Below are 26,072 nucleotides of genomic sequence, written 5' to 3'. Positions count from 1 at the left end.
CTGGTCTTCGTTGGATTGATCTGGGCGTTATTCCCCAAGATCAAGCGCTACATGATGCCTGCGATCATTCTAATTCTTGTCGTAGCAGTCGCTGGTGGCCTGGTCTGGTTCAATTTCTTCAGGGACTCGATGATCAAGCAGTTCTTTGCGACCATGCAGCAGCCAGCTGCACCGGTCTCGACCTATACGGTCAAGCCGGGTGAATGGATGCCTGAGATCGAAGCGATCGGTACGGTAAGCGCCATCCAGGGTGTTGAGCTCTCGGTCGAGGTTGCCGGTATCGTCAAGGATATCCCATTCAAAGCTAACCAGACGGTCGAGAAGGACGCGCCGCTCCTGCAACTCGACGACGCGATCGAGAAAGCCGACATTGTTGCCGCTCGGGCGCAGGATGTCCTGATGGATCAGACTTTGGCACGTGCGCGCACGCTCAACACCCGAGGCGTTGGTGCCGTGTCTGCTGTCGACGAGGCGCAATCTGCATCGTTGGCCAAGAAGGCTGAGATCGCCAAATTGCAGGCCGTTATGGATCAGAAGTTGTTGAAGGCGCCTTTCAAGGGCACGGTCGGCATCCCGCGCATTGAACTCGGGCAATATCTGCCAATCGGCACCGTCGTCGTTTCCCTACAGGATCTCACGACGATGCGTGTGGACTTTACGGTCAATGAGCAGGTCTTGAACCAGATCAAGATCGGCCAACCGATCAAACTTGGCCTGACGGACAATGACATCAACTATGACGGCAAGATCACGGCCATCGAACCCAGAATAGATCCGGCAACGCGACTAGTTTCGGTTCGCGCGCAGGTCGACAATTCCGAAGGAGAACTGCGCCCGGGTCAGTTTTCCCAGGTCCGGGTGACGCTGCCGAAGGAAGAAAACGTCTTCACGCTGCCGCAGACGGCGCTCGTTTCGAGCCTCTATGGCGATTATGTCTTCGTCGTTCGTCCCGCTCCGGATGAAAACAAACCGGCAGACCCAGCAAAGCCTGCGGATGCGGCAAAGCCTGCTGACGTGACCTCGTCAACACAGCCAGCTGCGACTGACAAGAAAGAAGAGAAGCTCATCGTCACGCAGGTTTTCGTCAGACCGGGGCGCCGGTCCGGTCTTGTGGTCGAAATAACCAAAGGTCTCAAAGAGGGCGACGTTATCGTAACGGCGGGCCAAAATCGCTTGAGCCCCGGTGCAGTGGTCAAGATCGCCAATGATGTGAACCCCGCCAGCAAGACAGAGTCAGGACTGCCAACAAAATGAATTTCTCAGAAATATTCATTCGCCGTCCGGTTCTGTCGACGGTTGTCGCTCTGATGATCATTTTGCTCGGCGCGCAGGGACTGGTGAACCTTTCGGTCCGCCAGTACCCGAAGGTCGAGGAGACGGTTATCACCATCAAAACCGCCTATGCCGGCGCCAGTGCCGACCTGATGCAGGGATTCATTTCTGCTCCGATCGCAAAGGCTGTGACCACCACGGAAAACATCGACTACGTGACGTCGTCTTCCGCTCCGTCATCGAGCACGGTGACGGTCCAGATGAAGCTTGGCGCAAATCCTGACGCGGCGTTGACCGAGGTAATCTCCAAGGTCAACCAGGTGCGCGGGGATCTGCCGGAAGAAGCCGATGATCCTGTCATCACCAAGGGTACCGGTCAGGACTTCGCAACGATGTATCTGGCCGTGCAAAACCCGAATATGACGAGTGAGCAGATCACCGAATATCTGGAACGCGTTATCCAGCCACGCATGTCGACCATTCAGGGTGTCGCCGACGCTCAGATTTTGGGTGGTCAGGTATTCTCGATGCGCGTGTGGATCGATCCGATCAAGCTGGCTGCCCGCAAGACGACAGCATCGGAAGTATTGACGGCGATCAATCAGTCGAACTTCCTGTCCGCGCCGGGCAAGATTGAAAATCTTTACACGGCTTCTCCGATCACGTTGAAGACGACGTTGCAGACGCCTGAGGCGTTTGGCGCGATGCCGATCAAATCCGACGGCGACAATATCATCCGTCTGCGCGATGTGGCGCGGGTTGAGCTCGGCGCCGTCAACAAGGACACCATCGTCAGCTTCAATGGAGCCAGTGGTACGTTCCTCGGGATATTTCCGACGCCTGCCGCCAACCCCATCGATATGACAGCTGCTGTTCGTAAGGAATTGCCCTCGATTCAGGCGACTCTGCCCGAAGGCATGCAGCTTTACATGGTTTATGACTCGACGGAGCAGATCAGCTCATCGATTGAGGAAGTGTTCAAGACCATCGGCGAGGCGGTGTTGATCGTTGTTGCCGTGATTCTGCTCTTCCTTGGATCGTTCCGTTCGGTCATCATTCCGGTCGTAACCATCCCGATATCGCTGATCGGCGTGTGCTTCTTCCTGTTTATGCTCGGTTATTCGATCAACCTGCTCTCGCTTCTGGCGATGGTTCTGGCCATCGGTCTCGTCGTCGACGACGCGATTGTGGTCCTGGAGAATATCCATCGTCATATCGAGGAGGGGCTGAGACCGCTTGATGCCGCATTGAAAGGCATGAAGGAAATCACCGGACCCATCGTGGCGATGACCATCACGCTTGCGGCTGTGTTCGCGCCGCTCGGATTTACCGGCGGGCTCACCGGCTCGTTGTTTCGTGAATTCGCGTTCACGCTTGCCGGCGCCGTTATCATCTCCGGTGTGGCCGCATTGACCGTATCACCGATGATGTGCGCACTCTTGCTGCGGGCAGGCGGTCACAGCCGCTTCCAGCGGATTGTTGACCGGAGTTTTGGCTGGCTTGAAGGCGCTTATGAACGGCGCGTTGCAGGCTCGCTCAACTTCCGGTTCGTCACCTTGTTCATTGTTGTCGCGCTTGTCGCGTTGACCGGCTTCCTTCTTACCAAGACCAATTCCGAACTGGCTCCTGAAGAAGATTCCGGTGCGCTGTTTGCCATCGTCAATGGTCCGCAATATGCGACATCGCAATATACCAAGCTCTACGCGGATCAGATCGATGCCTTGACCAAGGATTTGCCGGAGTTGAAAACGCGCTTCAACATCCTGGGCTTCGGCACGACCAACTCCGCCTTTGCCATCTGGGTGTTCAAGGATTGGTCCGAGCGCACCAAGTCGCAAGCACAGCTCAAGGCAGAATTGCAAGGCATGATCAGTCCGCTTGCCGGCGTCGAAGCCTTTATCTTTGCGCCGCCTGACTTGCCGGGTACCGGTGGTGGGCTGCCGATTTCAATCATTATTCAGTCGACCGGCCCGGCGGACAAGGTGTTCGAAGTTGCCGAAGAGATCAAGAACAAGGCGCAAGCCTCGGGACAGTTCATCATCGTGCAAAACTCGCTCTCGTTCAACGCGCCGCAAGTCACGGTCACGATCGATCGCGATCGGGCCTCGGCGTTGGGCGTGCCCGTCAGCGATATCGGCCAGACACTTGGGTTGTTGGTCGGTGGCGGCAAGATCTCGAAATTCGATCGGGATTCCAACAGCTACGACATCATTCCTCAGGTGCCGCAGGACTACAGGTCCAATCTAGAAAATCTGGGCCAGTACTTCGTCAAGAGTGCATCTGGCGAGATGGTGCCGTTGTCGGCGGTCATCAAGGTCACCGAGAACGCTTCGCCAGCCGCCATCGAGCAGTTCAACCAGCTGAACTCGGCGACGATTTCAGCTCTGCCGCTGCCGGGTGTTACGACGGGTCAAGGCCTGCAGACCGTTATCAATACGGCCAAGCCTTTGATGCCGGATGGGTTCTTCATGGATTATTCCGGCCAATCGCGCCTGGAAATCGAGCAGGGAAGCACGATCCTTATTGCCTTCCTGCTGGCCGTGGTGGTGATCTATCTGGTGCTGGCGGCGCAGTTCGAAAGCTTCCGCGATCCGTTTATCATCATGATGTCGGTCCCGCTGTCGATCTTCGGTGCGATCGTTCCGCTCAACCTGGGGCTCGGCACACTCAATATCTATACGCAGGTAGGTCTGATCACACTCGTGGGGCTGATTACCAAGCATGGTATTCTGATGGTGGAATTTGCCAATCAGCAGCGTGAACTGCACGGTATATCGCGGCATGATGCAATCATCCTTGCGGCAAAGACCCGGCTTCGTCCGATTTTGATGACGACTGCGGCCATGGCCCTCGGTGTTATACCGCTCATCACGGCCACTGGTGCTGGTGCCGCAGCGCGCTATTCGATTGGTCTGGTGATTTTCTCCGGCATTCTTGTCGGGACAGTCTTCACACTCTTCGTGGTGCCGATGTTCTACACCTTCATTTCCAAGAAGGATGTAAAAGCTGAAGCAACTGCTATTCCCGTTGGGAGAGGCGCTGCTCCGCAGGCTAGCCATACCTAGCAAAGTGCATTGCAGCCAAACAAAAAGCCTCCGAACTGTCAGTTCGGAGGCTTTTTTTATCGACTGAAATCAGGCCCGTTTAACGGCCCGAAGGATAAAGAGCAGAATGACCGCTCCGATCGTTGCGGCGATGATTGCGCCTATGAGGCCGCTGCCTAGCGAGATGCCGAGCCTCGGAAAAAGATATCCTGCAATAAAGGCTCCGATAACGCCTACCACCAGGTCACCCACGAGGCCAAAGCCGCCTCCGCGAACGAGCTGGCTGGCCAGCCATCCCGCTATCAATCCCACCAAAAGAAAAATAAGAAGACTTTCTCCGCCCATAGCCAATTCTCCATAAAACCGGTTTGCCGAAACACAAGTCCCGAGAGGACTGTGTTCCAATCAATGTTTGTGCGTTCGATTTGAACGCACGGCGCAGTAAGATGCTCCACCGGCCCCGGATTCTTGATCCATGCATTGGCCAAGAGAATCACCAAGTTGATTTTACGATGGGATGCGGGATTTGAATAACGAAAGTTTGCGAATGAAATTTGGAGGCAGGGCCCTTTAACGCGGTCAAAAAAACTATACCGGCTGTGGTTTACCATGGCCGGCATAGTTTCTACTTCGACAAGAATGTCGTACTGCCCGAGGTTATTGTGCAGGAGCAGGCTGAACGGGCTTCTTTACAGCCTGCTTCTTGGCGGATGTCTTGTGCACCTTCTTCATGTGCTTAGGCGCCTTTTTCATCGTCGTTGTTGCATCAGGAGCGGTTGCTGTCGTTGCAGCCGGAGCTGCACTGGCGCTCGAAGCGATAACCGGAGCCGAAACAGCGAGAGCAACGGCGAGACCGAGAGCTGTATAGAGGGACTTTTTCATTGGTCAGTTTCCTTTCGATGCGGGCCTATGGGACACAGTCGGTTAGTCATCAACCGGCTGCACACCAAGCAGCTTCAAAGCCTGGGCATACGATCTGATCCCCTGCGCCTGCTTGTTGCTTGCGCAGAACCTCGTTCCCGTTTTTTGAAGTGCTTTCGCCTTGGCTGCCCGTTTTGCCTCGGCGTGTTCCGTCATTGCGTGTTGAACTTGTTGCTGGAGTTTGCCGCACAACTCTGTGCGGGTGAGTGTCTCTGCTGCCATTGACTGCTCGATTGGTGCGATGGATACGATCGCACCGGTCAGGACGATTGTCGAAATGGTCAATATGTTCCGCATAAGAGCCATTTGAGTTACGAAGAAATCCTGTTTCGACCAGTCAACCACGAGTTGACGGGCTTTTATCGGACTTGAGTGTTGCCTCAGTTTTTCTGTTTTGTGGTGTTTTGTTTCTGGATTGTAACAAGACACGAAACGACAGAATTTCGCCCGCTTCGCCAGTCATTGGAGGTTGCAGGTTTGCTCTCCAGTCCAAAGAATTACGTGGCTTCCACAGTGGATCGTGCGTAAAAACAACGGGTTGAACCGCGCCTTATGGCTGGGCGCAAAATGATCGCCATCAGGAATTGAGTATGAAATCTGAAGCGCATATTCTGATTGTCGACGACGATGAAGCCATTCGCGATCTCCTGCATGAATTTTTGAAGAAGCGGGGAATGCATGTCTCGGTTGCACGAGACAGCGAGGAAATGCAGGACGTCCTTTCCCGCACGCCTATAGATCTTCTCATTCTGGATGTGATGCTTCCTGGCAAAAGCGGTATGGAAATTTGCAGGGATATCCGGATGCACTCCCGTATCCCGATCATCATGCTGACTGCCGTCACGGAAACCACTGACCGGGTGGTCGGGCTTGAAATGGGCGCGGACGACTACGTCTCCAAGCCGTTCGATCCGAGGGAGCTACTGGCGCGGGTCAGGGCAGTGCTGCGCCGTCTCGATACGTCCGGCCCGGACCGACGCCTCGAACCCACGATCTACAAATTCGCCGGCTGGACTATGGACTGCTCGCGGCGGCGGCTTGTATCTCCGGATGCAGTGCGCGTGGAACTAACGACTGCCGAGTTCAATCTTCTGGAAACATTGGTCAAAAGCGCTCAGCGCATGTTGAGCCGCGACCAGCTGCTGGAATTGGTGGGCAACAATGCCGCCTATGGTTACGACCGCAGCATCGATATTTTGATCAGCCGCCTTCGCCGCAAGATGGAAGATGATTCCCGTTCGCCAAAACTGATCCTGACGATCCGCGGCGGCGGCTATCAATTCGTTCCCGAAGTCAGCCCGGAATGAAACGGTTTCTGCCCCAGTCGCTGCCAAGCTGGATCCTGCTCATCCTGATTGCCAGCCTGCTTACAACGCAGGTTGCAACATTATCGATCGTCTCTCGTGATCGTGCGGAAAACAACAATGTGCTCGAACTGTTTCGCTTGAGCGAACGCGCTTATACGCTCGTCAAGGTGCTCTACGCCGCACCGCCATCCGAGCGATCAATTCTCGCGAGCGCTTTGTCGAACACTGCCAATCCTCTCTCCATGTCCGACGAGCCGGCCGTGACATCGGCCATTGCTTCGGACGATAGTCTTGCTGAGCTTGAAGATGTGCTGGTTGCACGATTGTCCGCATTCGGAGTAACCGACGCGCGGATTCGCCGCGTATCGAACCGGCCACCCAGCAGTCCTGCAACTAGCCCCAGTGCACCTGATCCCGATGTCGGTATTGTGGAGCGCCAGCTTTCTGACATAGCGGAGGATTTCAGCCAGAGTGACGGGCTCGCGGCCTCGATCAAGTTCAAGGATGGCCAATGGCTGAACTTCGTCACGCCGATCGCGCCGGAGCCCCCGATCTTTACCGCGCAGACGCTGCCTCTGTTTGGTTCTGTTGCCGCGGTGGTCATTGCAATGTCGATCTGGGCGATGCGCCGGTTGACGGCGCCATATCGAGCACTGGAGAGAGCGGTCAAGCGTATCGGTGACGATGTAAAGTCGCCGCCATTGCCCGAGTTTGGCAGCAGCGAGTATAAATCGGCAGCGCGAGCGGTAAACACCATGCAGGCGCAATTGAGGGAATATGTGGCCGACCGTGAGCAGCTTGCTGCCGCGCTGGCGCATGATCTGCGCACGCCATTGACGCGTATTCGCCTGCGCCTCGAACTGTTGCGGAAATCGCCATTGCGCCAATCGCTCACACACGATCTGAACGATATCGAAGCCATATCCCGATCGGTTATCGATTTTGCTACCTATGAAATCGTCGATGAAGAACAGGAGAAGATCGACTTCTGGTCGTTGGTTGACTCGGTTGCCGATGGTTTTCCGCAGGCCTCATTCGACAAAACCAGCCTTGCGTCGCGCGGGCTGATTTGCATGGGCCGTCCGATCGCGCTGCGGCGCTGCGTAACGAACCTCGTGAACAACGCCGTGACCTATGGCGAAAAAGCCCATATCAGCCTCGCGCAAAGTGGCGCCGACATTTTGCTGACGATCCGCGACGAAGGGCCGGGCATTCCTCAGGCCAAGCTCGACGAGGTGTTCCAGCCTTTCCGGCGGGTCGAAGGATCCCGTAACCGGGGGACTGGTGGATTTGGTCTGGGCCTGACCATCGCGCGCAATATCGCGCGACGCAGTGGCGGTGATATCACGCTGGCGAATGACACCGACGGCGGCCTAAGAGCGGAATTGCGGATTCCCCGCGCTGTCTGATGCGGTGCGCCGAGAGGCGGCCAGAAATTCAGTCGACAGTGCCTACGACTGCCACACAGTCACCCGGTTTAACCAAACCCGGAAAATGCCGTGCAGCGAGAAGCCCTGTGAGCTTCGTTCGGATTTCGGTTGGAGCCGCGCCAGTGCGGCCAATTGGATGGATGCGAGCGATCACTTGCCCTTCTTTAACAAAGTCGCCGAGATCGATCATCGTTTCGATCAGCCCTTGATCCTCCGCAAAGGAGAAGCAGTCGCCTGATGGCATGTCGAGCCAGCGCGTGTCGCGGTGGTCGATATTACCGCTGACGATGCCCGCATGACGCAAGACATTCATCGCGCCCCGTTTTGCGATGGCGACTGTTTCGGCGCGAGCCGTACCGCCGCCGCCAAGTTCAGTGGTGACGAAAACCTTGCCCATTTCCTCCACCGTCGTGTCATACATGCCGACCGCGTCGATTTCGAGCATGCGCATCGACCATGGTGCCGAGAATGCCTTGACGGCATCGAAGCCTTTGGCCTCCTGCACTTTGTCAGGCAGGATATGGGCGGCCGCGAAGGCTACGAAATCGAGTGTCCTGCCACCGGAATGGAAATCGAGCACTACATCGGCGCGCGGCAACAATTCGCGGGTGAAATAGTCGGCGATCTTCTGGGTTACCGTGCCATCCGGTTTTCCCGGATAGCTGCGATTCATATTGCCCTTGTCGATCGGCGACGTACGCGTGCCGGCGCGAAACGCCGGATAATTCATCGCCGGAACGATGATGACCGTACCGCTGACCTTGCCGACGTCCAGCGTGCGGGCAAGGTCAAAGAGAGCAATCGGCCCTTCATATTCATCGCCGTGATTGCCGCCAGTCAGCAGCGCCGTTGGCCCGTTGCCATTGCGGATGACTGCGATGGGTATCATGACAGACCCCCAGGCGGAATCATCGCGGCTATAGGGCAGCCGCAAAAAGCCGTGCTGCACGCCTTGCTTGTCCAGATCGACGGTAGGTGTGATGGGCGATGGCCGCAGGGTTTTTGACTGCATGATGGATCTCAGTTCTTGACGAAGAGCTTGCGCGGCACATTGGCGAGGCATTCAACGCCAGTGTCGGTGATCAGGATGCTTTCGGTGATTTCAAGGCCCATGGTTTCGAGCCACAAACCGGTCATGAAATGGAACGTCATGCCTGGCTTGAGTTCGGTCCTGTCGCCCGGCCGCAAGCTCATGGTGCGCTCGCCCCAATCCGGCGGATAGGAAATGCCGATCGGATAGCCGGTGCGGTTATCCTTGACGATCCCATATTTCTTCAAGACGCCAAAGAACGCGTTGGCGATATCCTCGCAGGCATTGCCGGGCTTCGCCGCAGCGAGACCGGCTTCCATGCCTTCGAGCGTGGCTTTCTCAGCGTCCAGAAATTCCTGGGTGGGTTTGCCGAGAAACACCGTGCGCGACAGGGGAACGTGGTAGCGGTTGTAGCAACCGGCAATCTCGAAAAAGGTGCCTTCGCCGACCTTCATCGGCTTGTCGTCCCAGGTAAGGTGCGGCGCCGAGGCGTCTGCCCCCGAAGGAAGCAGTGGCACGATAGCGGGATAGTCACCGCCAAAATCATCGGTTCCACGAATTCCAGCATCATAAATCTCGGCGACCAGGTCGCATTTGCGCATGCCCGGCTCGATCTTGTCGACGATGCGCTGATGCATGAGCTCAACGATGCGCGCTGCCTTGCGCATGTATTCAATCTCAGTCGGGCTTTTCACCGCGCGCTGCCAGTTGACGAGCGCAGTGCCATCAACGAAGCGGGCATTCGGCAAATGTTTCTGCAAGGATGCGAATGCAGCGGCGGAAAACCAGTAATTGTCCATCTCGACCGCGATGGTAAGCTTGTCCAAAGCACGCTCGGCAATGATTTTTGACAGATAGTCCATTGGATGGCGTTCGGTGGACTGGACATAGTTATCCGGATAACCAACGATGTTGTCGTTGGAGAGATAAGCCGTGCGCTTCGCGCCGTTGGCATCCTGGCCGCGGCCATACCAGATGGGTTCACCTTCCGGCGGCACCAACACGGCCTGGTGCACATAGAAAGACCAGCCATCATATCCCGTCAGCCACGCCATATTGGACGGATCGCTGCAGATCAGAAGATCAATGCCGCGCTTTTGCATTGCCGCGCGGGTCTTCTGCAATCTTTCGGCGAATTCCTGCCGCGTGAATTTGAGATTTGGCTCTGTCATATCAGTTTCCTCATGCTTGGGCCGAAGCCCATATCAACTTTCGAAATTGGTTCCCGCACTCGACTGTCTGGCGCGATCACGGGCAAGTGTTGCGATGGCGGTATCCTGCACGCCGGTGCCGGTCAGATCGACGATAGTGATTGCCTCTTGTGACGGCCTGCCTTTTGCCGAACCGGCGATGATGGAACCGAGCTCGGCGAAGATCGCGTCGGCCTTTACCAGTCCGGATTTGATGGCGTGATGAAGTTCACCGAGGCGGCGTGTCTGTTTGAGGCTATCTGCGACGTAAAGATCGGCTTTGGCGATGATGGCGGGGTCGAGCTCATTCTTGTGCTCGGCATCGGAACCCATGGCGGTGATGTGCTGGCCTGGCTGCAGCCAGGTTGATTGCAGGATCGGCGCGGAGGAGGGCGTTGTCGTCACGACGATATCCGCATCGCGAACGGCCTTTTCCGGATCATGTACAGCGGTGACGGGAATACCAAGCTTTTCAGTGAGTTCGTTTGCCACCAGTTGGGCTTTATCGATGTCGCGGGCCCATATCCGCGCTTGCTTGATTGGACGAACCAAGGTCAATGCCTCGAGTTGCAAGCGCGCCTGAACACCGGCCCCGAATATGGCGGCGACACTGGATTCGGGCCGCGACAGATGCTTTGCCGCAACTGCGCCCGCAGCTGCCGTGCGTATATCGGTGAGATAGCCATTGTCGAGCAACAGGGCTTCGACCAGACCGGTGAGGCTGCTGAGCAGAACCATCATGCCGTTAACGCTGGGCAGGCCAAGTTTGGGATTATCAAAGAAACCGGGGCTGATCTTGATGGCAAAACCATCGATACCCGGAACATACGCCGTCTTCACATCGACTTCACCGCGATGTTCGGGAATATCGAGCCGCAAGATAGGCGGCATGGCGACAGCCTTGGTCGCCAAGGCTTCGAACGCAGATTCCACGCAAGCAATAGCGTCAAGATCGAGTGACACGATCTTGCGTAAATCCGCTTCGGTAAGAATCGTCATGCGGGGCATGGTTCAACCCTTTCGTTGAAATCCGCACAGACGATGCGCCGATGCTGTTCCATGTCGACATTGCGGCCGGAAAGAATGGCGACGATAGGCCCCTTTGCCCTGATTTTTCCCGCGAGCAGCGCACCGATGCCGACGGCCGCCGCACCTTCGATGATTTCGCGCTCCTGCATATAGGCGTGAGCCATGCCGGCCGCGATTTCATCCTCGGAGAGCAGGATCAAATCATCAAGCAGGTCACGGACCATCGCGAAAGTGAACTGGTTATCGATACCGATCCCACCGCCAAGCGAATCCGCAAGACTTTCACGTTCTTCGCCAAGAACAGGCTTGCCAGCATCAAGGCTGGCACGCATGGCGGCGCCGCGATCCATCGAAATACCGATGATCTTCGTGGCGGAGCGTTTGGCCTTGACCGCCGCCGCAACACCTGAGGCCAGACCACCGCCCGACACCGGGACGAGGACGGTGTCGACATCCGGAACGGCGTCAATGATCTCAAGACCGAGTGTGCCTTGACCGGCAATGATCGAGGCATTGTCAAAGGGCGGCACCATGGTGAGGCCGCTTTCCTGCACGAGCCGGTCTACTTCTTCCTGTGCATCATCCTGTGATTTGCCGATGATGCGAATCTCGGCACCAAGACGACGGATCTCATCAACCTTGTTCTGCGGGACCAGCCGCGACATGCAAATGATGGCGGGTATACCTTCCAGATGTGCGGCATAGGCGAGGGCGCGGCCATGGTTTCCCGTGGATGCTGCCACCACGCCGCGTTGCTTTTCGGCTGTTGAAAGCTGGCTCAAGGCATTGGTAGCACCGCGCAGCTTGAAACTGCCGGTAGTTTGGCGGTGTTCGAGCTTGAGAAAAACCGGCAGGCCTGTCATTTCCGATAAGGATACCGAGCTGACCGTAGGGGTGTGCACCACCTTGCTCGCAAGCGCGTCGCGCGCCTTTTCAATCTCAGCGATGGTCACCAGCTTGTTGGTCATGGCTCACCAACCAGCCATGGATTGAGTCATAAGGCTGCCCCATTCCGGACGAGGCGTAAGATCGTCACATATGCGTAGCGTTGCCCAGGCAGTTGCAAGATTGCTGCTGACAACGGGCTTTCCGATTGCCTGTTCGATGGCGAGCGCAATGCCCGCCGCCCGCACTGCTGTACAGGAAATGAACAGCGCGTCAGCATCGCTCGCCATCGCTTCCTGAGCGGCAGAAATTAGCGATTGCGGGCTGATCCGCGCCATCTCGCGATCATCGTCGAGACCAAAACACGTGAAACTCGCAATGTCGAAACCTTTGGCCGCGAAGTAACCCGCCATGGGCGTGCTGGTTTCGATTGTATAGGGCGTGAGAATGCTGATGCGTTTTGCACCGAGCGCCTGCAATCCGCGCACGGCTGCAAGCGGCGGCGTCACAACCGGCACGGCGGGCTTGGCAAGGTTGATTGCAGCTTCGATCTCGTCGTCGCCGATCACCACGGAAGCCGCGGTACAGGAATAGCAAATCACATCGAGATCTTCATCCGGCAGGATGAGGCTTGTGCCTTCGGTAAGCGAAGGCTGCATGCGCCGCAGATTGTCGGGCGTGGTCGGGTTCGCATAGGGAATGCGCGCTGTGTAAAGACCGATGCGATCACTCGCCACCATGCGCTGAAAATCCGGTTCGGTGGTGTGATCGGTGGCGAGGATGACAAGCCCGACGCGTTTCACGAGCGGGCGATCGTCAAAATCCAGTGCCATGGCGGTTTGGCGGATCGTAGGGAAGGCGTCCATGGTCATACTCCTCAGTCGATCCTGCCATAGCGGCGTTCCAGCCAACGCAGCCCGACGACGGAAATCAGGCTGATGACGAGGAAGAACGCTCCGACCAGCGTGATCGGCTCAATATAGCGGTAGTTGTAGTTGGCGATGCTGCGCGCCTGGTTCATCAGTTCAAGCACCGTAATTGCAGATAGAAGCGGCGTTTCCTTGAACATGGCAATGAAGTAATTCGCGAGAGCGGGGATCATGGGCGGCAGCGCTTGGGGCAGGATGACCTGCGTCCAGGTCTGCCAGGCGTTGAGATTACATGCCTTGGCCGCTTCCCACTGTCCGCGTGCAACATTATCGATGCCTGCGCGATAGACTTCCGCGGTATAGGTTCCATAGTGCAGACCAAGACCGATTACGCCGGCGACGAGCGGCGAAAGTGTCAGGCCAAGATCCGGCAGCACGTAGAAGATGAAATAAAGCTGCACCAGCAGAGGTGTTCCGCGAATGAACTCCGCAACGAAGCCCATTGGCCTCGAAATCAGTTTGTTCTTTGATCGGCGAACGATAGCGATGGCAAGACCAACAATTGCGGCCAATATGTATCCAAGCACTGTCGCGAGGATTGTGATCTTCGCGCCCTCGATCAGAGTCGGAAGAATTTGAATGACGAAAGCCCAATCCCATTCCATCGCTGCCTCCTACGACCTGATGCCGTCAAGGCCGCGCGTCAGGTGACGCTCAAGGCCGCGAATGGCGAAGGAGATGACGCAAGCGATGGCAAAATAGAGAATGAGAATTGTCAGGAACGGAAACAGCGTGCTGCCAGTCTGTGCCCGTACCACTTGTGCCTGAAATGTCATGTCTGACAGGGAGATGAGGGAGACCACGGCGGATGCTTTCAGGAGTTCGATGGCATTGTTGCCGAACGTTGGCAGCATCAGCACGAAAGCCTGCGGCAAGATTACGTGGCGAAGGCCTTGCCAACGATTGAAATTGAGCGCGGTGCAAGCCTCGTATTGTTCTTTGCCAATGGATTTGATAGCGCCGCGCACCACTTCGGCGGCATATGCTCCCACGTTGAGGCCAAGTGCGAGGACGCCGGCTTGCAAGGGCGTCAGCGTGAAGCCGAAGAGCGGGAGTACGAAATAGGCCCAGAACAGCTGAACGAAGATCGACGTGCCACGAAAAAATTCGATATAGGCGGTCGCGAGCCAGCGCACCGGCGCAAAGCGCGATAAACGCCCGAGACCAGCCAGGAATGCCATCACGAGCGCCAGCGCCGAGCCCATCAGCGTCAGCTTGATGGTCACGACAGCACCGTCGAGAATGAGTTGCAGATAGCCGGCCCATTGGCCCATCGCTACGCCACCTTTGCTGGAATTGCAGAACATGGGACCGCTTCGCTGTTAAACGAAGCGGTCGAAGACTAGCGCGGAACTACTTGGCTGCGCAGAGCTTTTCGCGGGTGGTGGACATTGCCGCCTTTGCCGAGAAACCATAAGGCTCGATGATCTTGGCGAACTCGCCTGACGTCTTCATCTCAGCGAGAACCTTGTCGAATTCATCGCGAAGAGCCGTGTCGCCCTTGCGGAATGCCGCGCCATCGCAATAGACCGGGGCGCCCTGTACAGGAGCGATGACTTCGATATTCGGATCATTGGCTTTTTTGACCAGATCATTGATCGACAGGACCGGCAGCGAATAGGTGTCGATACGGCCGTCCTGCAGCATTTTCAGGCCGCTCTGGCCATCCGGAACGACAATCACGCGGTCACGCGGAACGCCGGCCTCGAGTGCAAGACGTTCTTCGGTGCCGCCGCCCGGCGCGCCGATGGTTGCCTTTTCATCCTTGGCGATATCGGCATAGCTCTTGAAGCCTTTTGGATTGCCCTTCTTCACCAGGAATGCTTCCGCATCGCAAAGGATCGGCTCGGAATAGGCCACGGCATTGCAGCGCTCCGGCTTCATGAAAAGACCGGCAGTAACGACATCATGACGTCCAGCCTGAAGGCCGGGGATCATTGCGCCATATTCAGAGATAGACGCCACGACGTCGTTGACGCCGAGCTTCTTGAACACTGCCCGCGCAACGTCCGGGGCAGCGCCAGATACGGTGCCGTCGGCCTTGACGGCCGTGAATGGTGGTTCATTGGCAATGGCGATGCGGGCAAAGCCCTGCGCTTTCAGCTTGTCGAGTGCTTCGTCCGCCTTGGCAGGCAAGGACGACACAAGGGTCGAAAGTACCACCGCTCCAAGCAATGCGTTGATGGTTAGTAGTTTGGTCATGTTCCCAGCTCCTTTGGTTTTTCTTGTGTTGCTAATCGTCGGGGGTTCCCGTCTTCAGACGCGGTGACCGGCGGCGATGATCTTCTTCAGGAAGGCCTGCGTCCTTTCCTGTTTGGGATGGCGGAAGATTTCGTCGGGTTTGCCGTCCTCGACTATGCGTCCACGATCGAAGAACAGAACGCGATCGGCGAAGTCGTGGGCAAAGCCCATTTCATGAGTCACGAGAAGCATCGTCATGTCGGTTTCCCGGCAAAGCTTCCAGAGAACATTGAGCACTTCCTCGACCAATTCAGGGTCGAGCGCGGACGTGACCTCGTCGAAGAGCATGATTTTCGGCTTGAGTGCGAGTGCGCGGGCAATGGCGACGCGCTGCTTCTGGCCACCGGACAATTGCGAGGGCATGGACTTAGCCTTGTCGGCAAGACCGACCATATCGAGCAATTCCATGGCGTGATGGTCTGCATCCTTGCGCGACACACCTTTTGTCAACATCGGAGCGAGCGTGACGTTGTCGAGAACGCATTTGTGCGGGAAGAGATTGAATAGCTGAAAGACCATGCCAATCTTTTCGCGCATTTTGTGCAGATGAGCATCGTCGGCTGGTTGCAACTTGCCGTTGCGCTTCATCTGATAGAGACTGTCTCCATCGACAAGGATCTCACCGCTGTCGATGCCTTCCAGCGTCATCAGAATGCGCAGGATCGTCGTCTTGCCAGACCCGGATGGACCGATCAAAGCAAGCTTTTCGCGCGGCGCAACGCTAAACGACAGGTCGTTCAGGACTTTGAACGCGCCGAAGCTCTTGTTGATGCCGTTGATCTCGATGATCGGCGCGGTATTCGTTGGGGGCATGCATGTCTCCTTCTGGTTGAGACAGCCTCATGCCCTTAACGATGGGAGACTTATGAAATCATGTCAATTATAAAAATTAAATCATGACAATATAGATGATCGTGCTGAATTTTGAGGCGAGGCGATTAAATCGCGAGCAACAGATGTTCGAGATCTCCACGCAGCAAATTGGCAACGACTCCGAGGCCGGAACGCAGTTCCGCTTCTGTTGTCGATCCGAGCGAAATACGCACGGCCGGATGCCAGGGATGGTTTGATATGCGAAACGAGGCGCCCGTGGCGATAGCCACACCTTGCAGTCTAGCATGGGCGACAAAGGCCTCCTCGGTTCGTTCCCCCGTCAGCGGCAACCAGATGTGAAGGCTTTGCGGATGCGACAGAAACGGAATGCCGGACAGGACTTCTGTTGCTGTGGCGTGCCTCGTACGGAGCGCTTCGCGTTGCCAATTCACCAATTCGAGCGCGGTACCGTCCGAAACCCAGCGTGTTGCGATCTCGGCGACGATCGGCGTTGCCATCCAGTTCGATACAAGATGACGATTGGCGACGGCAGCCACGTAACGATCCGGCGCGACCAGATAGCCGATGCGTAATCCCGGCACGACGATCTTTGTGAAGCTGGTGAAATAGAGCGTCCGCTCCGGCGCCAGCGCCGCGATCGGCGGAGGGCGGTTCTCGATAAGTGGACCCAGCATGTCGCTTTCGATGATCGCAATGTCATGTCGGCGTGCTACCTCGACAATGGCGGCGCGCCGCTCGATGCCCATCAGCGTGGCGGTTGGATTGATCACCGATGGTTGCACGAAAACCGCCCGAATACCGCTCTCACGGCAGCAAGCGTCCAGTGCCTCCGGAACAATCCCTTGATCGTCTATCGCCAGACCCTCGAGGGTTAGACCAAGATAGGAAGCGAGTGGTGTCAGCGTGTGATGGCCAATGCCTTCGGTCGCGACCTTCGAACCGGGGGGGGCGGCACTCATCAGCGCCACGCTCATGGCGGCAGTCGCGCCGTTGGTCAGGCTGATATTCGAAGCGGGCACATCAAGTCCGCAGGTGCGCAGCCATTCCACCGCAACAGCACGATGGCGTGGAAACACCACATTGGGGCGGAAGGAGAGTGCCGAGCTCGCTGGCAGGTTCTCGGCGAGCCAGCCCAGCGCCTTTTTCATGCGATCCAGGTGCATGGGCTCGCAGATCGGTTTCAGAATCGAGAGATCAATGACCTCGCCGAGCCGTTCCGGCAGATAGGGCGGATCCGGCTCGCGGCGCAGCGAGCGGACGAACGTACCGCGTCCGGTTTCACCGGAAATAAGATTGCGCCGGATCAATTCTTCATAGGCGCGGCTCACGGTTTGCACTGAGAGGTGCAAGTCGTCAGCCATTTGCCGGTGGGTTTGCAGGCGCGCCCCGCTCTCGAGTTTGCCATCGGCGATGGCACGTGCAATCTGTTCGGCCAGCGAGAGGTAGGCCGGGCGGCGGAGGGTTGTCGGATCGGGGCGCCAAAATGTCATGATTTATAAGTGATCCAAGTCAGTGCAATTGACAATCGAAAAATCACAACGTCATGGTTATTGGATTAATTTTAAACAGGCGGGACATGACACCACTCAAGCTTGATCCGATCGATATTCGCATCCTTGACGAGATTCAGCGCGAGGGCCGAATTACCAAACTTGCGTTGGCCGAACGCGTCGGCATCTCGCCAACGCCGTGCTGGACGCGTCTGCGCCGGTTGGAGAAAGCCGGAGTTATCACCGGTTATCATGCTCGTATTGCTCTGCGGCTGGTGACGCCGGTAACAACTGTACTGATGGAAGTGACCCTTGGAGCGCATCGTCAGGCGGATTTCGACCGGTTCGAACGGGCTATCAAGACCATACCGGAGGTTGTAGCGTGCTGGTCAGTCGGCGGCGGCGTGGATTATGTGTTGAAGGTCATGGCGCGGGACATCGATGCCTATCAGCGTTTGGTGGATGGGCTCTTGCAGCGCGAAATCGGGATAGACCGCTATTTCACCTATATCGTTACCAAGACGGTCAAGGATGACGTTATTCTGCCTGTCGCAGACCTCGTGACGGCATCCGAACCGAACTAGTCAATCTCTCTTCATTCCTGGCCCGATGCAGACAATCTCTCTTGGATAGCAACGGGAAACAGCCTCTCTCTCTTCATCTTCATGCGAGTCTCGTACCGAACATTTTCGGGAGAACTGCATGTCTGCCCATTTCGCACGACCAGACCGCCATCCGGCCCTCGATGGCCTGCGCGACCGCCGCATGCTGCGCGAATTGGCTTATGTCGACGGCCATTGGACGGCCGGCGATGCAGGTCAGACGTTCGAGGTCACCGACCCGGCGTCCGGCGCCAAAATCGGTTGGGTTTCGAAACTCAATGCCGATCAAACGACAATTGCAATCGATGCCGCGGCGAAGGCATTCCCAGCGTGGCGAGATCTGTTGCCGCAAGAGCGTACAGCCAAGCTGCGTCGCTGGTATGAACTCATTCTCGAAGCCAAGGATGATCTCGCTTTGATCATGACGCTGGAGCAGGGCAAGCCGCTGGCCGAATCCCGCGGCGAAATCGACTATGCTGCATCCTTCACCGAATGGTATGCGGAAGAAGCCAAACGGCTCAACGCCGAGAGCATTACCAGTCATCTGCCGCATGCCGAAATGATTGTCCGGCGCGAGGCTTTGGGCGTTGTCGGCGTCGTCACACCGTGGAACTTTCCGTCGGCGATGCTGACGAGAAAAGCTGCGGCGGCGTTGGCGGCCGGGTGCACGATCGTTGCGCATCCATCGTCTGAAACGCCACTATCGGCGCTGGCATTGGCCGAACTTGCCGACCGTGCAGGTATTCCGGGCGGTGTTTTCAACATCGTTACAGGCGACGCAGCCACCATTGTCGGTCGTCTTTGCGAAGATTCGCGCGTTCGCGCTTTGAGTTTCACTGGCTCGACGGAAGTCGGTCGTTTAATCGCCGCCCAATGCGCTCCGACGATGAAAAACCTTATCATGGAGCTTGGCGGCCATGCGCCGTTGATCATTTTCGCGGACGCCGATATCGATCGGGCGGTTGATATCGCCGTCGATGCAAAATTTGCAACGTCTGGTCAGGATTGCCTTGCGGCCAACCGCATATATGTCGAGCGCTCCATTCATGATGCTTTTGCCAATGCGCTTGCCAAGCGAATCGGAGAGCTCAAAGTCGCGTCTGGGTTGACCGAAGGCAGTGATATCGGGCCGTTGATGCACGAGCGAGCGGTGCAGAAGGTGGAAGAACAAGTCGCTGATGCCCTGGCACGCGGGGCGAATTGCCTCGTTGGTGGTAAACGCCATCAGGCCGGTTCATTCTTTTACGAGCCGACGCTTCTGACCAACGTCTCCGACAATGCGCTGATCATGCAAGAGGAAACGTTTGGCCCTGTCGCGGCGATCACCTCGTTCGATACCGAAGACGAGGTCATCGCGCGGGCCAATGCCACGGAATACGGCCTTGTCGCCTATGCCGTCACGAAGGATGGAGCGCGAATGCTGCGTCTTGGACGCAAACTCGAATACGGCATGGTCGCGATCAATCGCGTGAAAATCACCGGCGCGCCGATTCCATTCGGCGGCATCAAACAGTCAGGTCTTGGCCGCGAGGGCTCGCGGCATGGGATCGAGGCTTTCACCGAACTCAAATATCTCTGCATTGATACGCACTGAATTTTAAAGGAAATCATCATGCTTGACCGCTCTAACGAACTGAACGCCTGGGACAGAGACCATTTTTTCCACCCCTCGACGCATATGGGCACACATGCGCGTGGCGAAACGCCGACTCGGGTTATCAGGGGCGGTGAGGGCGTTCACATCACTGACAGCACAGGACGGACCAGCATCGATGCGTTTGCCGGGCTTTATTGCGTCAATGTGGGCTATGGGCGGACGGAGATCGCCGACGCGATTGCCAAGCAGGCCAAGGAGCTCGCTTATTATCACGCCTATGTCGGGCATGGCACGGATGCGTCGATCACATTGGCCAAGATGATCATTGACCGCGCGCCGGAAGGCATGAGCCGCGTCTATTTCGGTCTGTCAGGCTCGGACGCGAACGAGACCAACATCAAGCTCGTCTGGTACTACAACAATGTGCTTGGACGTCCGGAGAAGAAGAAGATCATCTCGCGCTGGCGCGGCTATCATGGCTCTGGCGTCATGACTGGAAGTTTGACAGGCCTCGAACTCTTCCACAACGCCTTCGATTTGCCGCGCGCGCCAATCTTGCACACCGAAGCGCCTTATTATTTCCGCCGCGAAGACCGTTCGATGACCGAGGAGCAATTCTCCCAGCATTGCGCCGACAAGCTTGAGGAGATGATCCTCGCCGAAGGTCCAGAAACCGTGGCCGCATTCATTGGCGAACCGATCCTCGGCACGGGCGGTATTGTCCCGCCGCCGGCGCAGTATTGGCAAAAAATCCAGGCCGTCCTTAATAAATACGACATCCTGTTGATCGCCGATGAGGTCGTGACGGGCTTTGGCCGTCTGGGCACCATGTTCGGTTCCGATCACTACGGTATCAAACCAGACCTGATCACCATCGCCAAGGGTTTAACCTCCGCCTATGCGCCGCTGTCTGGCGTCATCGTTTCCGACAAGGTCTGGCAGGTGCTGGTGCAAGGCTCGGATATGCTGGGTGCGCTTGGACATGGCTGGACCTATTCGGCACACCCGATCTGCACGGCTGCCGGGGTTGCCAACCTCGAATTGATCGACAAGCTCGATCTCGTGACCAATGCAGGTGAGACAGGGGCTTATTTCCGGAGCCAGTTGACGCAAGCGCTGGCTGATCACCCTATCGTCGGCGAGGTTCGTGGTGACGGCATGCTGGCAGCTGTGGAGTTTGTTGCGGACAAGGACGACCGCAAGTTCTTCGATCCGGCATTGAAAGTTGGACCACGCATCGCAACGGCACTGGCTGAACGTGGCGTCATCGGCCGCGCCATGCCGCAGGGCGATATTCTTGGCTTCGCGCCGCCGCTTTGCCTGACACGGGACGAAGCGGATATCGTCGTCAAAGCCGCGGCCGACGCTGTCGAGTCAGTAGCCAAGACACTCTGAGGTAGCAACGATGAAGCATGAGAAGTTTCCAAAAACCATGGCCGCGGTTCAACTCATCGGTCATGGTGGTCTCGACAAGCTGGTCTACAACACGCAGGCACCAGTTCCAACGCCGGCCGCGGGCGAAGTGCTGATTTCGGTCACGGCATGTGGCATGAACAATACGGATGTATGGGTGCGCGAAGGTGCTTACGGCACCGAGGAGGATGCCGGCGCCGTTTCCACCTGGCGCAGACAAGAGCCGACGCTGACCTTTCCGCGTGTTCAGGGAACCGACATTGTCGGAAATGTAGCGGCTGTCGGCGAGGGCGTCCCGCGGGACCGCGTTGGCCAGCGCGTCATGGTGGACTTCTCCATCTATAATCGTGAAGACGATAGCCTTGCGGATATCGATTATATTGGCCACGGCCGCGATGGCGGCTACGCGGAATACGTCGCGGTGCCTGCCGAGAACGCTCATGTCGTGAATACGGATATGAGCGATATCGAGCTGGCGACGTTTTGCTGTGCTTATCTGACCGGCGAACAGATGCTGGAGCGGGCAGGGCTCAAACGTGGCGAACGCATACTTGTCACCGGCGCGTCCGGCGGTGTCGGTTCCGGCATTGTCCAGCTCGCGCGGGCACGTGGCGCAATTCCCTATGCACTCGTCGGACCTGGAAAAGAACAGGCACTACTCGATCTCGGCGCCGAGGCCGTCATCACGCGAGGCACGCAAGATCTCGTTGCGGCCGTCAATGATGCAACGGGCGGAAAGCCCATCGATGTCGTTGCCGATCTCGTCGGCGGTGCGATGTTCAATGATCTTCTGCGCATCCTGCGCGCTGAGGGCCGCTATACCACAGCGGGAGCGATCGGTGGACCGGTCGTGCAGCTGGACCTGCGTACCATGTACCTCAAGCAGCTCGCTCTGCATGGATCATCGCAGGGCACCCGCGGTGATTTTCGCCGTATCGTGCGCTACATAGAGGAAGGCAAGATCAAGCCGCTCGTTGGCGGCGTCTATCGCTTGTCCGAGTTTCACAAAGCGCAGACCGATTTCATGGCAAAGGGATTTGTCGGGAAACTGGTTGTGGTGCCGGATTCGAAATTCCCGCAAGTGTAGGAGTGGACCGACTTTACCGCCTGCTTTGGTTCGATTCGACCACAGCTCCATAATTCTCGCGGGCGGCGTTCCATCGCTCCGCTGCAAGCTCGATGAATGCCTTTACCAGGGGCGATAGGTGTCGGCTGCTCGGGTACACAACATAGAGGCCTCCGATCGGAGTCGTGTAATCGTCGAGAACACGGCGCAACCGCCCATCCTTGATAAACACTTCGGCCACCTGGTAGGGCAATTGCGCGATGCCGTAGTCGGCGATCGCAGCAGCAGTTACGGCCTGCATTTCGTTGGCGGCAAAGCGCCCAGAAACAGTGACCGTTTCCTGCCCATGCAAGCCTTCCAATACCCAGTGCAGATTCGCTATCGAAGGGCCGGCGATGACGCAGTGGTGGCGCGCGAGGTCCGCCGGCACTAATGGCACGCCATGACGGGCGAGGTAGTTTCGGCTGGCGCACAGAATTCTGTGCGTGGAGCCGAGTTTACGGGCGATCAGTGTGGAGTCTGGAAGGATCCCGGTGCGGAATGCGAGGTCTATACCGTTCCCGACCAGATTGAGCGTGTCGTCGGTCAGGCACAACTCGACTTTGGTTTTCGGATATGTCGCCAGAAAATCGAAAATCGCGCTGGATAGAAAGTGACCACCAAAGCCGACCGGAGCTGATATCCGGATTATGCCCGAAGGCTCTGCCCTCGCCTCGGCGAGCTGTAGATTCGCATCTTCAATTGTCCGCAGCGCCTGGCTACTCTGTTCATAGTAGAGACGTCCGGCATCCGTCACGTTGAGGCTGCGTGTCGTGCGCTGAAGCAGGCGAACGCCGACCTCGCGCTCAAGCGCGGCAATGCGGCGGCTGACCGTCGTCTTGGGCATTCCCAGCAGCCGTGCGGCGGCGGTGAAGCTGCCAGCTTCGATGACACGAGCGAACACCACAATATCGTTGAGATCCAGCATTGTATCCAAATTTGGGACGATGTTTTCCAATTATAGACCATTATGGTTTAATGCGACAGGTCCTAACTTAGCTCCATTGGAAACAAAAGGAGCAGAGATATGACTACCAAACGAAATGTACTGGTCACCGGCGCAACGGGTCAGCAAGGCGGCGCGGTTGCGCACGCATTGCTATCGAGAGGACATCACGTCAAAGCACTTACGCGCAAGCCGGACAGCGATACCGCAAGGCGACTGGCGTCGGCAGGTGCTGAGGTCGTGGCCGGCGATCTCGGTGACGCGACATCCGTTTTGAAGGCTGCAAATGACGTCGATACGATGTTCTTGATGGGCAACAGCTACGAGGCCGGGGTGGAGGCGGAAACCCGCCAGGGGATCCTTGCCGCCGACGCCGCGAAGGTTGCCGGCGTCGGGCATTTGATCTATTCGTCCGTCGCCGATGCCGACAAGAAGACCGGTATCCCGCATTTCGAAAGCAAATACCTTGTCGAAAAACATGTCGCCGGCCTTGGCATCTCCTACACAATCAGCGCGCCGGTCGCCTTCATGGAGAATATCGTCGCGCCGTGGTCGATTGCCGCGCTGCGCCAAGGCACGCATGCTTTCGCGATGCCCCCCAAACGCGTCCTTCAACTGGTAGCCGCGGCGGACATCGGGGCCTTCGTCGCCGCGCTGGTTGAGAGACGCGAGCAAGTGTTCGGCAGGCGTTTCGATTTCGCCGGGGATGAGTTGTCCGGCGAAGAGCAGGTGAAAATCCTGTCGCAAGCCATCGGCCGCCCGATCAACTATCAGGAAATCCCGCTCGCCGCGGCTCGCCAGCAAAGTGAGGATGTGGCACTCATGTTCGAATGGTTCGACCGCGTCGGCTATGATGTCGATATCACCGCCTTGCAGCGGGATTTCCCGGAAGTCAGCTGGCACAGTTTCGCCGACTGGGCGCGCAAGTTTGACTGGAGTATTCTTGAACAGACGGCTTCTACCTGAGCTGTTGCAGACATCCCCGAGCGATGAAACCCGGGCGGAAGCGGATCAGCAATCGCAAAATTGGTGGTCCGCTTCCGACCCATTCCCACAGTGGATCCATTTCGACATCTAGAATTTTCGCGAAAGGACCGGGTCAAAATGCAGTATGAGAAACAGAAAGATCATGAAAGCAGCGATCAAGATAAGCTTGCCAACAAGATGATCTCCCAAATGTGACGTGACACGCGCGTCTTTGGATTTGTCCGCCCAACTAGCTTCTATTTCCGGTTTCTCAGGAGTTTCAGGCATCATTTCACTTGTTTGCTGGTGGAAGGAGAGCGTCTGCTCCGTGTCGTCTGTGGTGTATCCTTGTCAGATATTTCATTTTCCACCGACGCACTCAATCTTTGATAAATGCCCAATCCAACGACCAACAAAACGCCTGTGAGCAGCAGGAGGGTAGGGTAAATCATCATGGGGACGTCTTTTTTCCCAGCCTCGAATACCGCGACCAACCCTTCGAGAAACACTGCGATGGCAATCGTCGAGATGAATTTTGTCAAACTCCTGCGTGCCTCGTCGGCTCTACGCATCTCACGGGCGCGAATTGCCTCTTCTTCCAACAGGTATTTGCCGACATCGAACACCGCGATGGCAATGACGGTATAGCCCACTGCTTCAAGCAGGGTCGTGCCGATGTCGGCACTGTATGTCAGCAAATCGCTCACAACTTCATAGGCTGCGTAAGCGATCAAACCGAAAGCCAGCAACATGAGAAACGTGCTGGCGACTGCGAATGCAATTCGGGTAACTCTGTCGAAGATCATTCCTTCAGTTCCCCTGAAATTTCCTTCTAGATATCTCGTTCTTTTGGGATCGCTGTAACGCGGCAGGTCATTTTGATGCATTGCCAAGTTTGTGTCCTCGGCAAACCTCGATCATTGCACCATATAAGTTGCAGATCAGCTAGTCTTTCTGCTTGTTACCGGCCAGCTTGCGCAGGAATCGGGTGGCACAACGATTCGGTGAGTGAAACAGTGGGGCATATGCTCGCTGGAATTGAACCCAGGGAACATCTGTTAACTGCTATGCACATGATTGCTGCGCTGCGCGGCGATGGACTTCGCCCCGAACTGGCAGGAGCCATGAATAAACGCGGCACCTGTAGAGACGGAAACACGTGCTCGCCGTCCTATGACGCGGCAATCACCAGCCGCCTTGGCATAGTGCAGCTGGACCGCGAGTCCCAGCATAGCCAGTCCGGCAATGAAATCCAAAAGCCGTTGTGCTATTAACTCTCATTAGCAAAATGCCCGAAACCGGTGTAAATTGCCGCGCCGGTTGTGATGACATGTCAAATTTTTCAACCGTCCTATCTCGGGGGAAGAACGGGGGCTCAAAACGCCTTCTCTTCTCCCTTTTTGTGTCAGACGCAGGAAAAGCGTGATTGGACCTTAGCACTCGACCGGGTAACACTGCTGTGCTGCCTTGAACTTAATGCCCCCAATGCCCTTTAAGGCGGCACCCCAAGGTCGGAGCTGACTACGCACCCCCAACGGTGTTTGTGTCGCCCGGCCTCTTTTTTTGCCCGCTATGGGTAGAAAAATTCGAAAATTGAGGGTTTTCCATTAAGTAAAATGGCCGACTGGGTTTTTCAGGCTTAGTTTGTAAGGTCTATCCTGCTTTACAGGGAAAACGTCAAACCTTCCCCGGCAAGCAGGGCTGGAGCCGCCCCACCATGCCACCCTTGCGATAGGCGCTCCAGCCTTTTCCACTAGCCCCCCCTGTCGGCCAATTGCACCGGCATGCAAACCCTAGGACGCCGTCAGCAAAACTGAACCGCTTCTGCATTGATTGTTCGA

Annotated in this window: 24 protein-coding genes; 9 read left to right on the top strand and 15 right to left on the bottom strand. The window is 56.8% G+C overall.

The annotated features are described in order from the left end of the window. Positions 1–51 precede the first annotated feature (51 nt). Positions 52–1,254, top strand: coding sequence for an efflux RND transporter periplasmic adaptor subunit (locus tag PHA01_RS22845; RefSeq protein WP_271898662.1), 1,203 nt, complete (start codon positions 52–54; stop codon positions 1,252–1,254). Further along, positions 1,251–4,337 (top strand): efflux RND transporter permease subunit, encoded by a 3,087-nt coding sequence (locus PHA01_RS22840; RefSeq protein WP_271898626.1) that lies wholly within the window; start codon positions 1,251–1,253, stop codon positions 4,335–4,337. The genes PHA01_RS22845 and PHA01_RS22840 overlap by 4 nt, the downstream gene beginning before the upstream one ends. Before the next feature lie 69 nt (positions 4,338–4,406). On the opposite strand, the gene PHA01_RS22835 is transcribed toward PHA01_RS22840, so the two are convergent. From PHA01_RS22835 to PHA01_RS22825, 3 genes are all read right to left on the bottom strand, one after another. Continuing rightward, the gene (locus PHA01_RS22835; protein WP_271898625.1) at positions 4,407–4,661 is read right to left on the bottom strand and encodes a GlsB/YeaQ/YmgE family stress response membrane protein; all 255 of its coding nucleotides are present in this window, start codon (positions 4,659–4,661) and stop codon (positions 4,407–4,409) included. Between the two features lie 312 nt (positions 4,662–4,973). Then, positions 4,974–5,198: a hypothetical protein gene (locus PHA01_RS22830; protein ID WP_271898624.1), complete on the bottom strand. Its 225-nt coding sequence runs from the start codon at positions 5,196–5,198 to the stop codon at positions 4,974–4,976. A 42-nt stretch (positions 5,199–5,240) separates the two neighbouring features. After that, complete coding sequence (locus tag PHA01_RS22825; protein WP_271898623.1) at positions 5,241–5,666, bottom strand: hypothetical protein; 426 nt, start codon at positions 5,664–5,666, stop codon at positions 5,241–5,243. Positions 5,667–5,827: 161 nt separating this feature from the next. Between PHA01_RS22825 and PHA01_RS22820 the strand changes: the two genes are divergently transcribed. Both PHA01_RS22820 and PHA01_RS22815 read left to right on the top strand, forming a co-directional pair. After that, positions 5,828–6,544, top strand: coding sequence for a response regulator (locus PHA01_RS22820; protein ID WP_271898622.1), 717 nt, complete (start codon positions 5,828–5,830; stop codon positions 6,542–6,544). Next, positions 6,541–7,953 carry an ATP-binding protein gene (locus PHA01_RS22815; RefSeq protein WP_271898621.1) on the top strand — a complete coding sequence of 471 codons (1,413 nt, stop codon included), beginning with the start codon at positions 6,541–6,543 and terminating at the stop codon, positions 7,951–7,953. The genes PHA01_RS22820 and PHA01_RS22815 overlap by 4 nt, the downstream gene beginning before the upstream one ends. 28 nt (positions 7,954–7,981) lie before the next feature. On the opposite strand, the gene doeB is transcribed toward PHA01_RS22815, so the two are convergent. From doeB to ehuR, 10 genes are all read right to left on the bottom strand, one after another. Beyond that, a complete protein-coding gene (gene doeB / locus PHA01_RS22810; protein WP_271898620.1) occupies positions 7,982–8,986 on the bottom strand; it encodes a N(2)-acetyl-L-2,4-diaminobutanoate deacetylase DoeB in 1,005 nt (334 codons plus the stop codon). An 8-nt stretch (positions 8,987–8,994) separates the two neighbouring features. Further along, positions 8,995–10,176: an ectoine hydrolase DoeA gene (gene doeA, locus PHA01_RS22805; RefSeq protein WP_271898619.1), complete on the bottom strand. Its 1,182-nt coding sequence runs from the start codon at positions 10,174–10,176 to the stop codon at positions 8,995–8,997. Positions 10,177–10,209: 33 nt separating this feature from the next. Next, positions 10,210–11,202 (bottom strand): ectoine utilization protein EutC, encoded by a 993-nt coding sequence (eutC, locus tag PHA01_RS22800; RefSeq protein WP_271898618.1) that lies wholly within the window; start codon positions 11,200–11,202, stop codon positions 10,210–10,212. Next, complete coding sequence (eutB, locus tag PHA01_RS22795) at positions 11,190–12,191, bottom strand: hydroxyectoine utilization dehydratase EutB (protein ID WP_271898617.1); 1,002 nt, start codon at positions 12,189–12,191, stop codon at positions 11,190–11,192. Before eutB ends, eutC begins: the two co-directional genes overlap by 13 nt. 3 nt (positions 12,192–12,194) lie before the next feature. Beyond that, on the bottom strand, positions 12,195–12,974 hold the full coding sequence (gene eutA, locus PHA01_RS22790; protein ID WP_271898616.1) for an ectoine utilization protein EutA: 780 nt from the start codon (positions 12,972–12,974) through the stop codon (positions 12,195–12,197). Between the two features lie 11 nt (positions 12,975–12,985). After that, entirely contained in the window at positions 12,986–13,642 is a 657-nt protein-coding gene (ehuD, locus tag PHA01_RS22785) for an ectoine/hydroxyectoine ABC transporter permease subunit EhuD (protein WP_112526986.1), read from the bottom strand. 9 nt (positions 13,643–13,651) lie between these two features. Next, the gene (gene ehuC / locus PHA01_RS22780) at positions 13,652–14,311 is read right to left on the bottom strand and encodes an ectoine/hydroxyectoine ABC transporter permease subunit EhuC (RefSeq protein WP_210004170.1); all 660 of its coding nucleotides are present in this window, start codon (positions 14,309–14,311) and stop codon (positions 13,652–13,654) included. Positions 14,312–14,390: 79 nt separating this feature from the next. Beyond that, entirely contained in the window at positions 14,391–15,239 is an 849-nt protein-coding gene (ehuB, locus tag PHA01_RS22775; protein WP_271898615.1) for an ectoine/hydroxyectoine ABC transporter substrate-binding protein EhuB, read from the bottom strand. Positions 15,240–15,293: 54 nt separating this feature from the next. Beyond that, a complete protein-coding gene (ehuA, locus tag PHA01_RS22770; RefSeq protein ID WP_271898614.1) occupies positions 15,294–16,091 on the bottom strand; it encodes an ectoine/hydroxyectoine ABC transporter ATP-binding protein EhuA in 798 nt (265 codons plus the stop codon). 125 nt (positions 16,092–16,216) lie between these two features. Next, positions 16,217–17,602: a MocR-like ectoine utilization transcription factor EhuR gene (gene ehuR / locus PHA01_RS22765; protein WP_271898613.1), complete on the bottom strand. Its 1,386-nt coding sequence runs from the start codon at positions 17,600–17,602 to the stop codon at positions 16,217–16,219. An 86-nt stretch (positions 17,603–17,688) separates the two neighbouring features. Here ehuR and PHA01_RS22760 point away from each other — a divergent pair, with 86 nt between their 5' ends. From PHA01_RS22760 to PHA01_RS22745, 4 genes are all read left to right on the top strand, one after another. Next, positions 17,689–18,186, top strand: a complete 498-nt coding sequence (locus PHA01_RS22760) for an Lrp/AsnC family transcriptional regulator (RefSeq protein WP_271898612.1) — start codon at positions 17,689–17,691, stop codon at positions 18,184–18,186. Positions 18,187–18,304: 118 nt separating this feature from the next. After that, positions 18,305–19,798: an NAD-dependent succinate-semialdehyde dehydrogenase gene (locus tag PHA01_RS22755; RefSeq protein ID WP_271898611.1), complete on the top strand. Its 1,494-nt coding sequence runs from the start codon at positions 18,305–18,307 to the stop codon at positions 19,796–19,798. 18 nt (positions 19,799–19,816) lie between these two features. Beyond that, complete coding sequence (locus PHA01_RS22750; protein WP_271898610.1) at positions 19,817–21,196, top strand: aspartate aminotransferase family protein; 1,380 nt, start codon at positions 19,817–19,819, stop codon at positions 21,194–21,196. A gap of 10 nt (positions 21,197–21,206) precedes the next feature. Further along, positions 21,207–22,301 (top strand): alcohol dehydrogenase family protein, encoded by a 1,095-nt coding sequence (locus PHA01_RS22745; protein WP_271898609.1) that lies wholly within the window; start codon positions 21,207–21,209, stop codon positions 22,299–22,301. Positions 22,302–22,314: 13 nt separating this feature from the next. Here the strand turns inward: PHA01_RS22745 and PHA01_RS22740 are convergent, their stop codons facing one another. Further along, positions 22,315–23,247 (bottom strand): LysR family transcriptional regulator, encoded by a 933-nt coding sequence (locus PHA01_RS22740; protein ID WP_271898608.1) that lies wholly within the window; start codon positions 23,245–23,247, stop codon positions 22,315–22,317. Positions 23,248–23,346: 99 nt separating this feature from the next. Here PHA01_RS22740 and PHA01_RS22735 point away from each other — a divergent pair, with 99 nt between their 5' ends. Next, entirely contained in the window at positions 23,347–24,231 is an 885-nt protein-coding gene (locus PHA01_RS22735) for an NmrA/HSCARG family protein (protein WP_271898607.1), read from the top strand. Positions 24,232–24,518: 287 nt separating this feature from the next. On the opposite strand, the gene PHA01_RS22730 is transcribed toward PHA01_RS22735, so the two are convergent. Further along, complete coding sequence (locus PHA01_RS22730) at positions 24,519–25,118, bottom strand: GNAT family acetyltransferase (RefSeq protein ID WP_271898661.1); 600 nt, start codon at positions 25,116–25,118, stop codon at positions 24,519–24,521. Between the last annotated feature and the right edge of the window lie 954 nt (positions 25,119–26,072).

It is taken from the genome of Candidatus Phyllobacterium onerii (assembly GCF_028331445.1).
Classification (GTDB): Bacteria; Pseudomonadota; Alphaproteobacteria; order Rhizobiales; family Rhizobiaceae; genus Phyllobacterium; species Phyllobacterium onerii.
The sequence above is the reverse complement of the archived record's forward strand: the minus strand, read 5'-3'. Positions and strand labels throughout refer to the sequence as shown.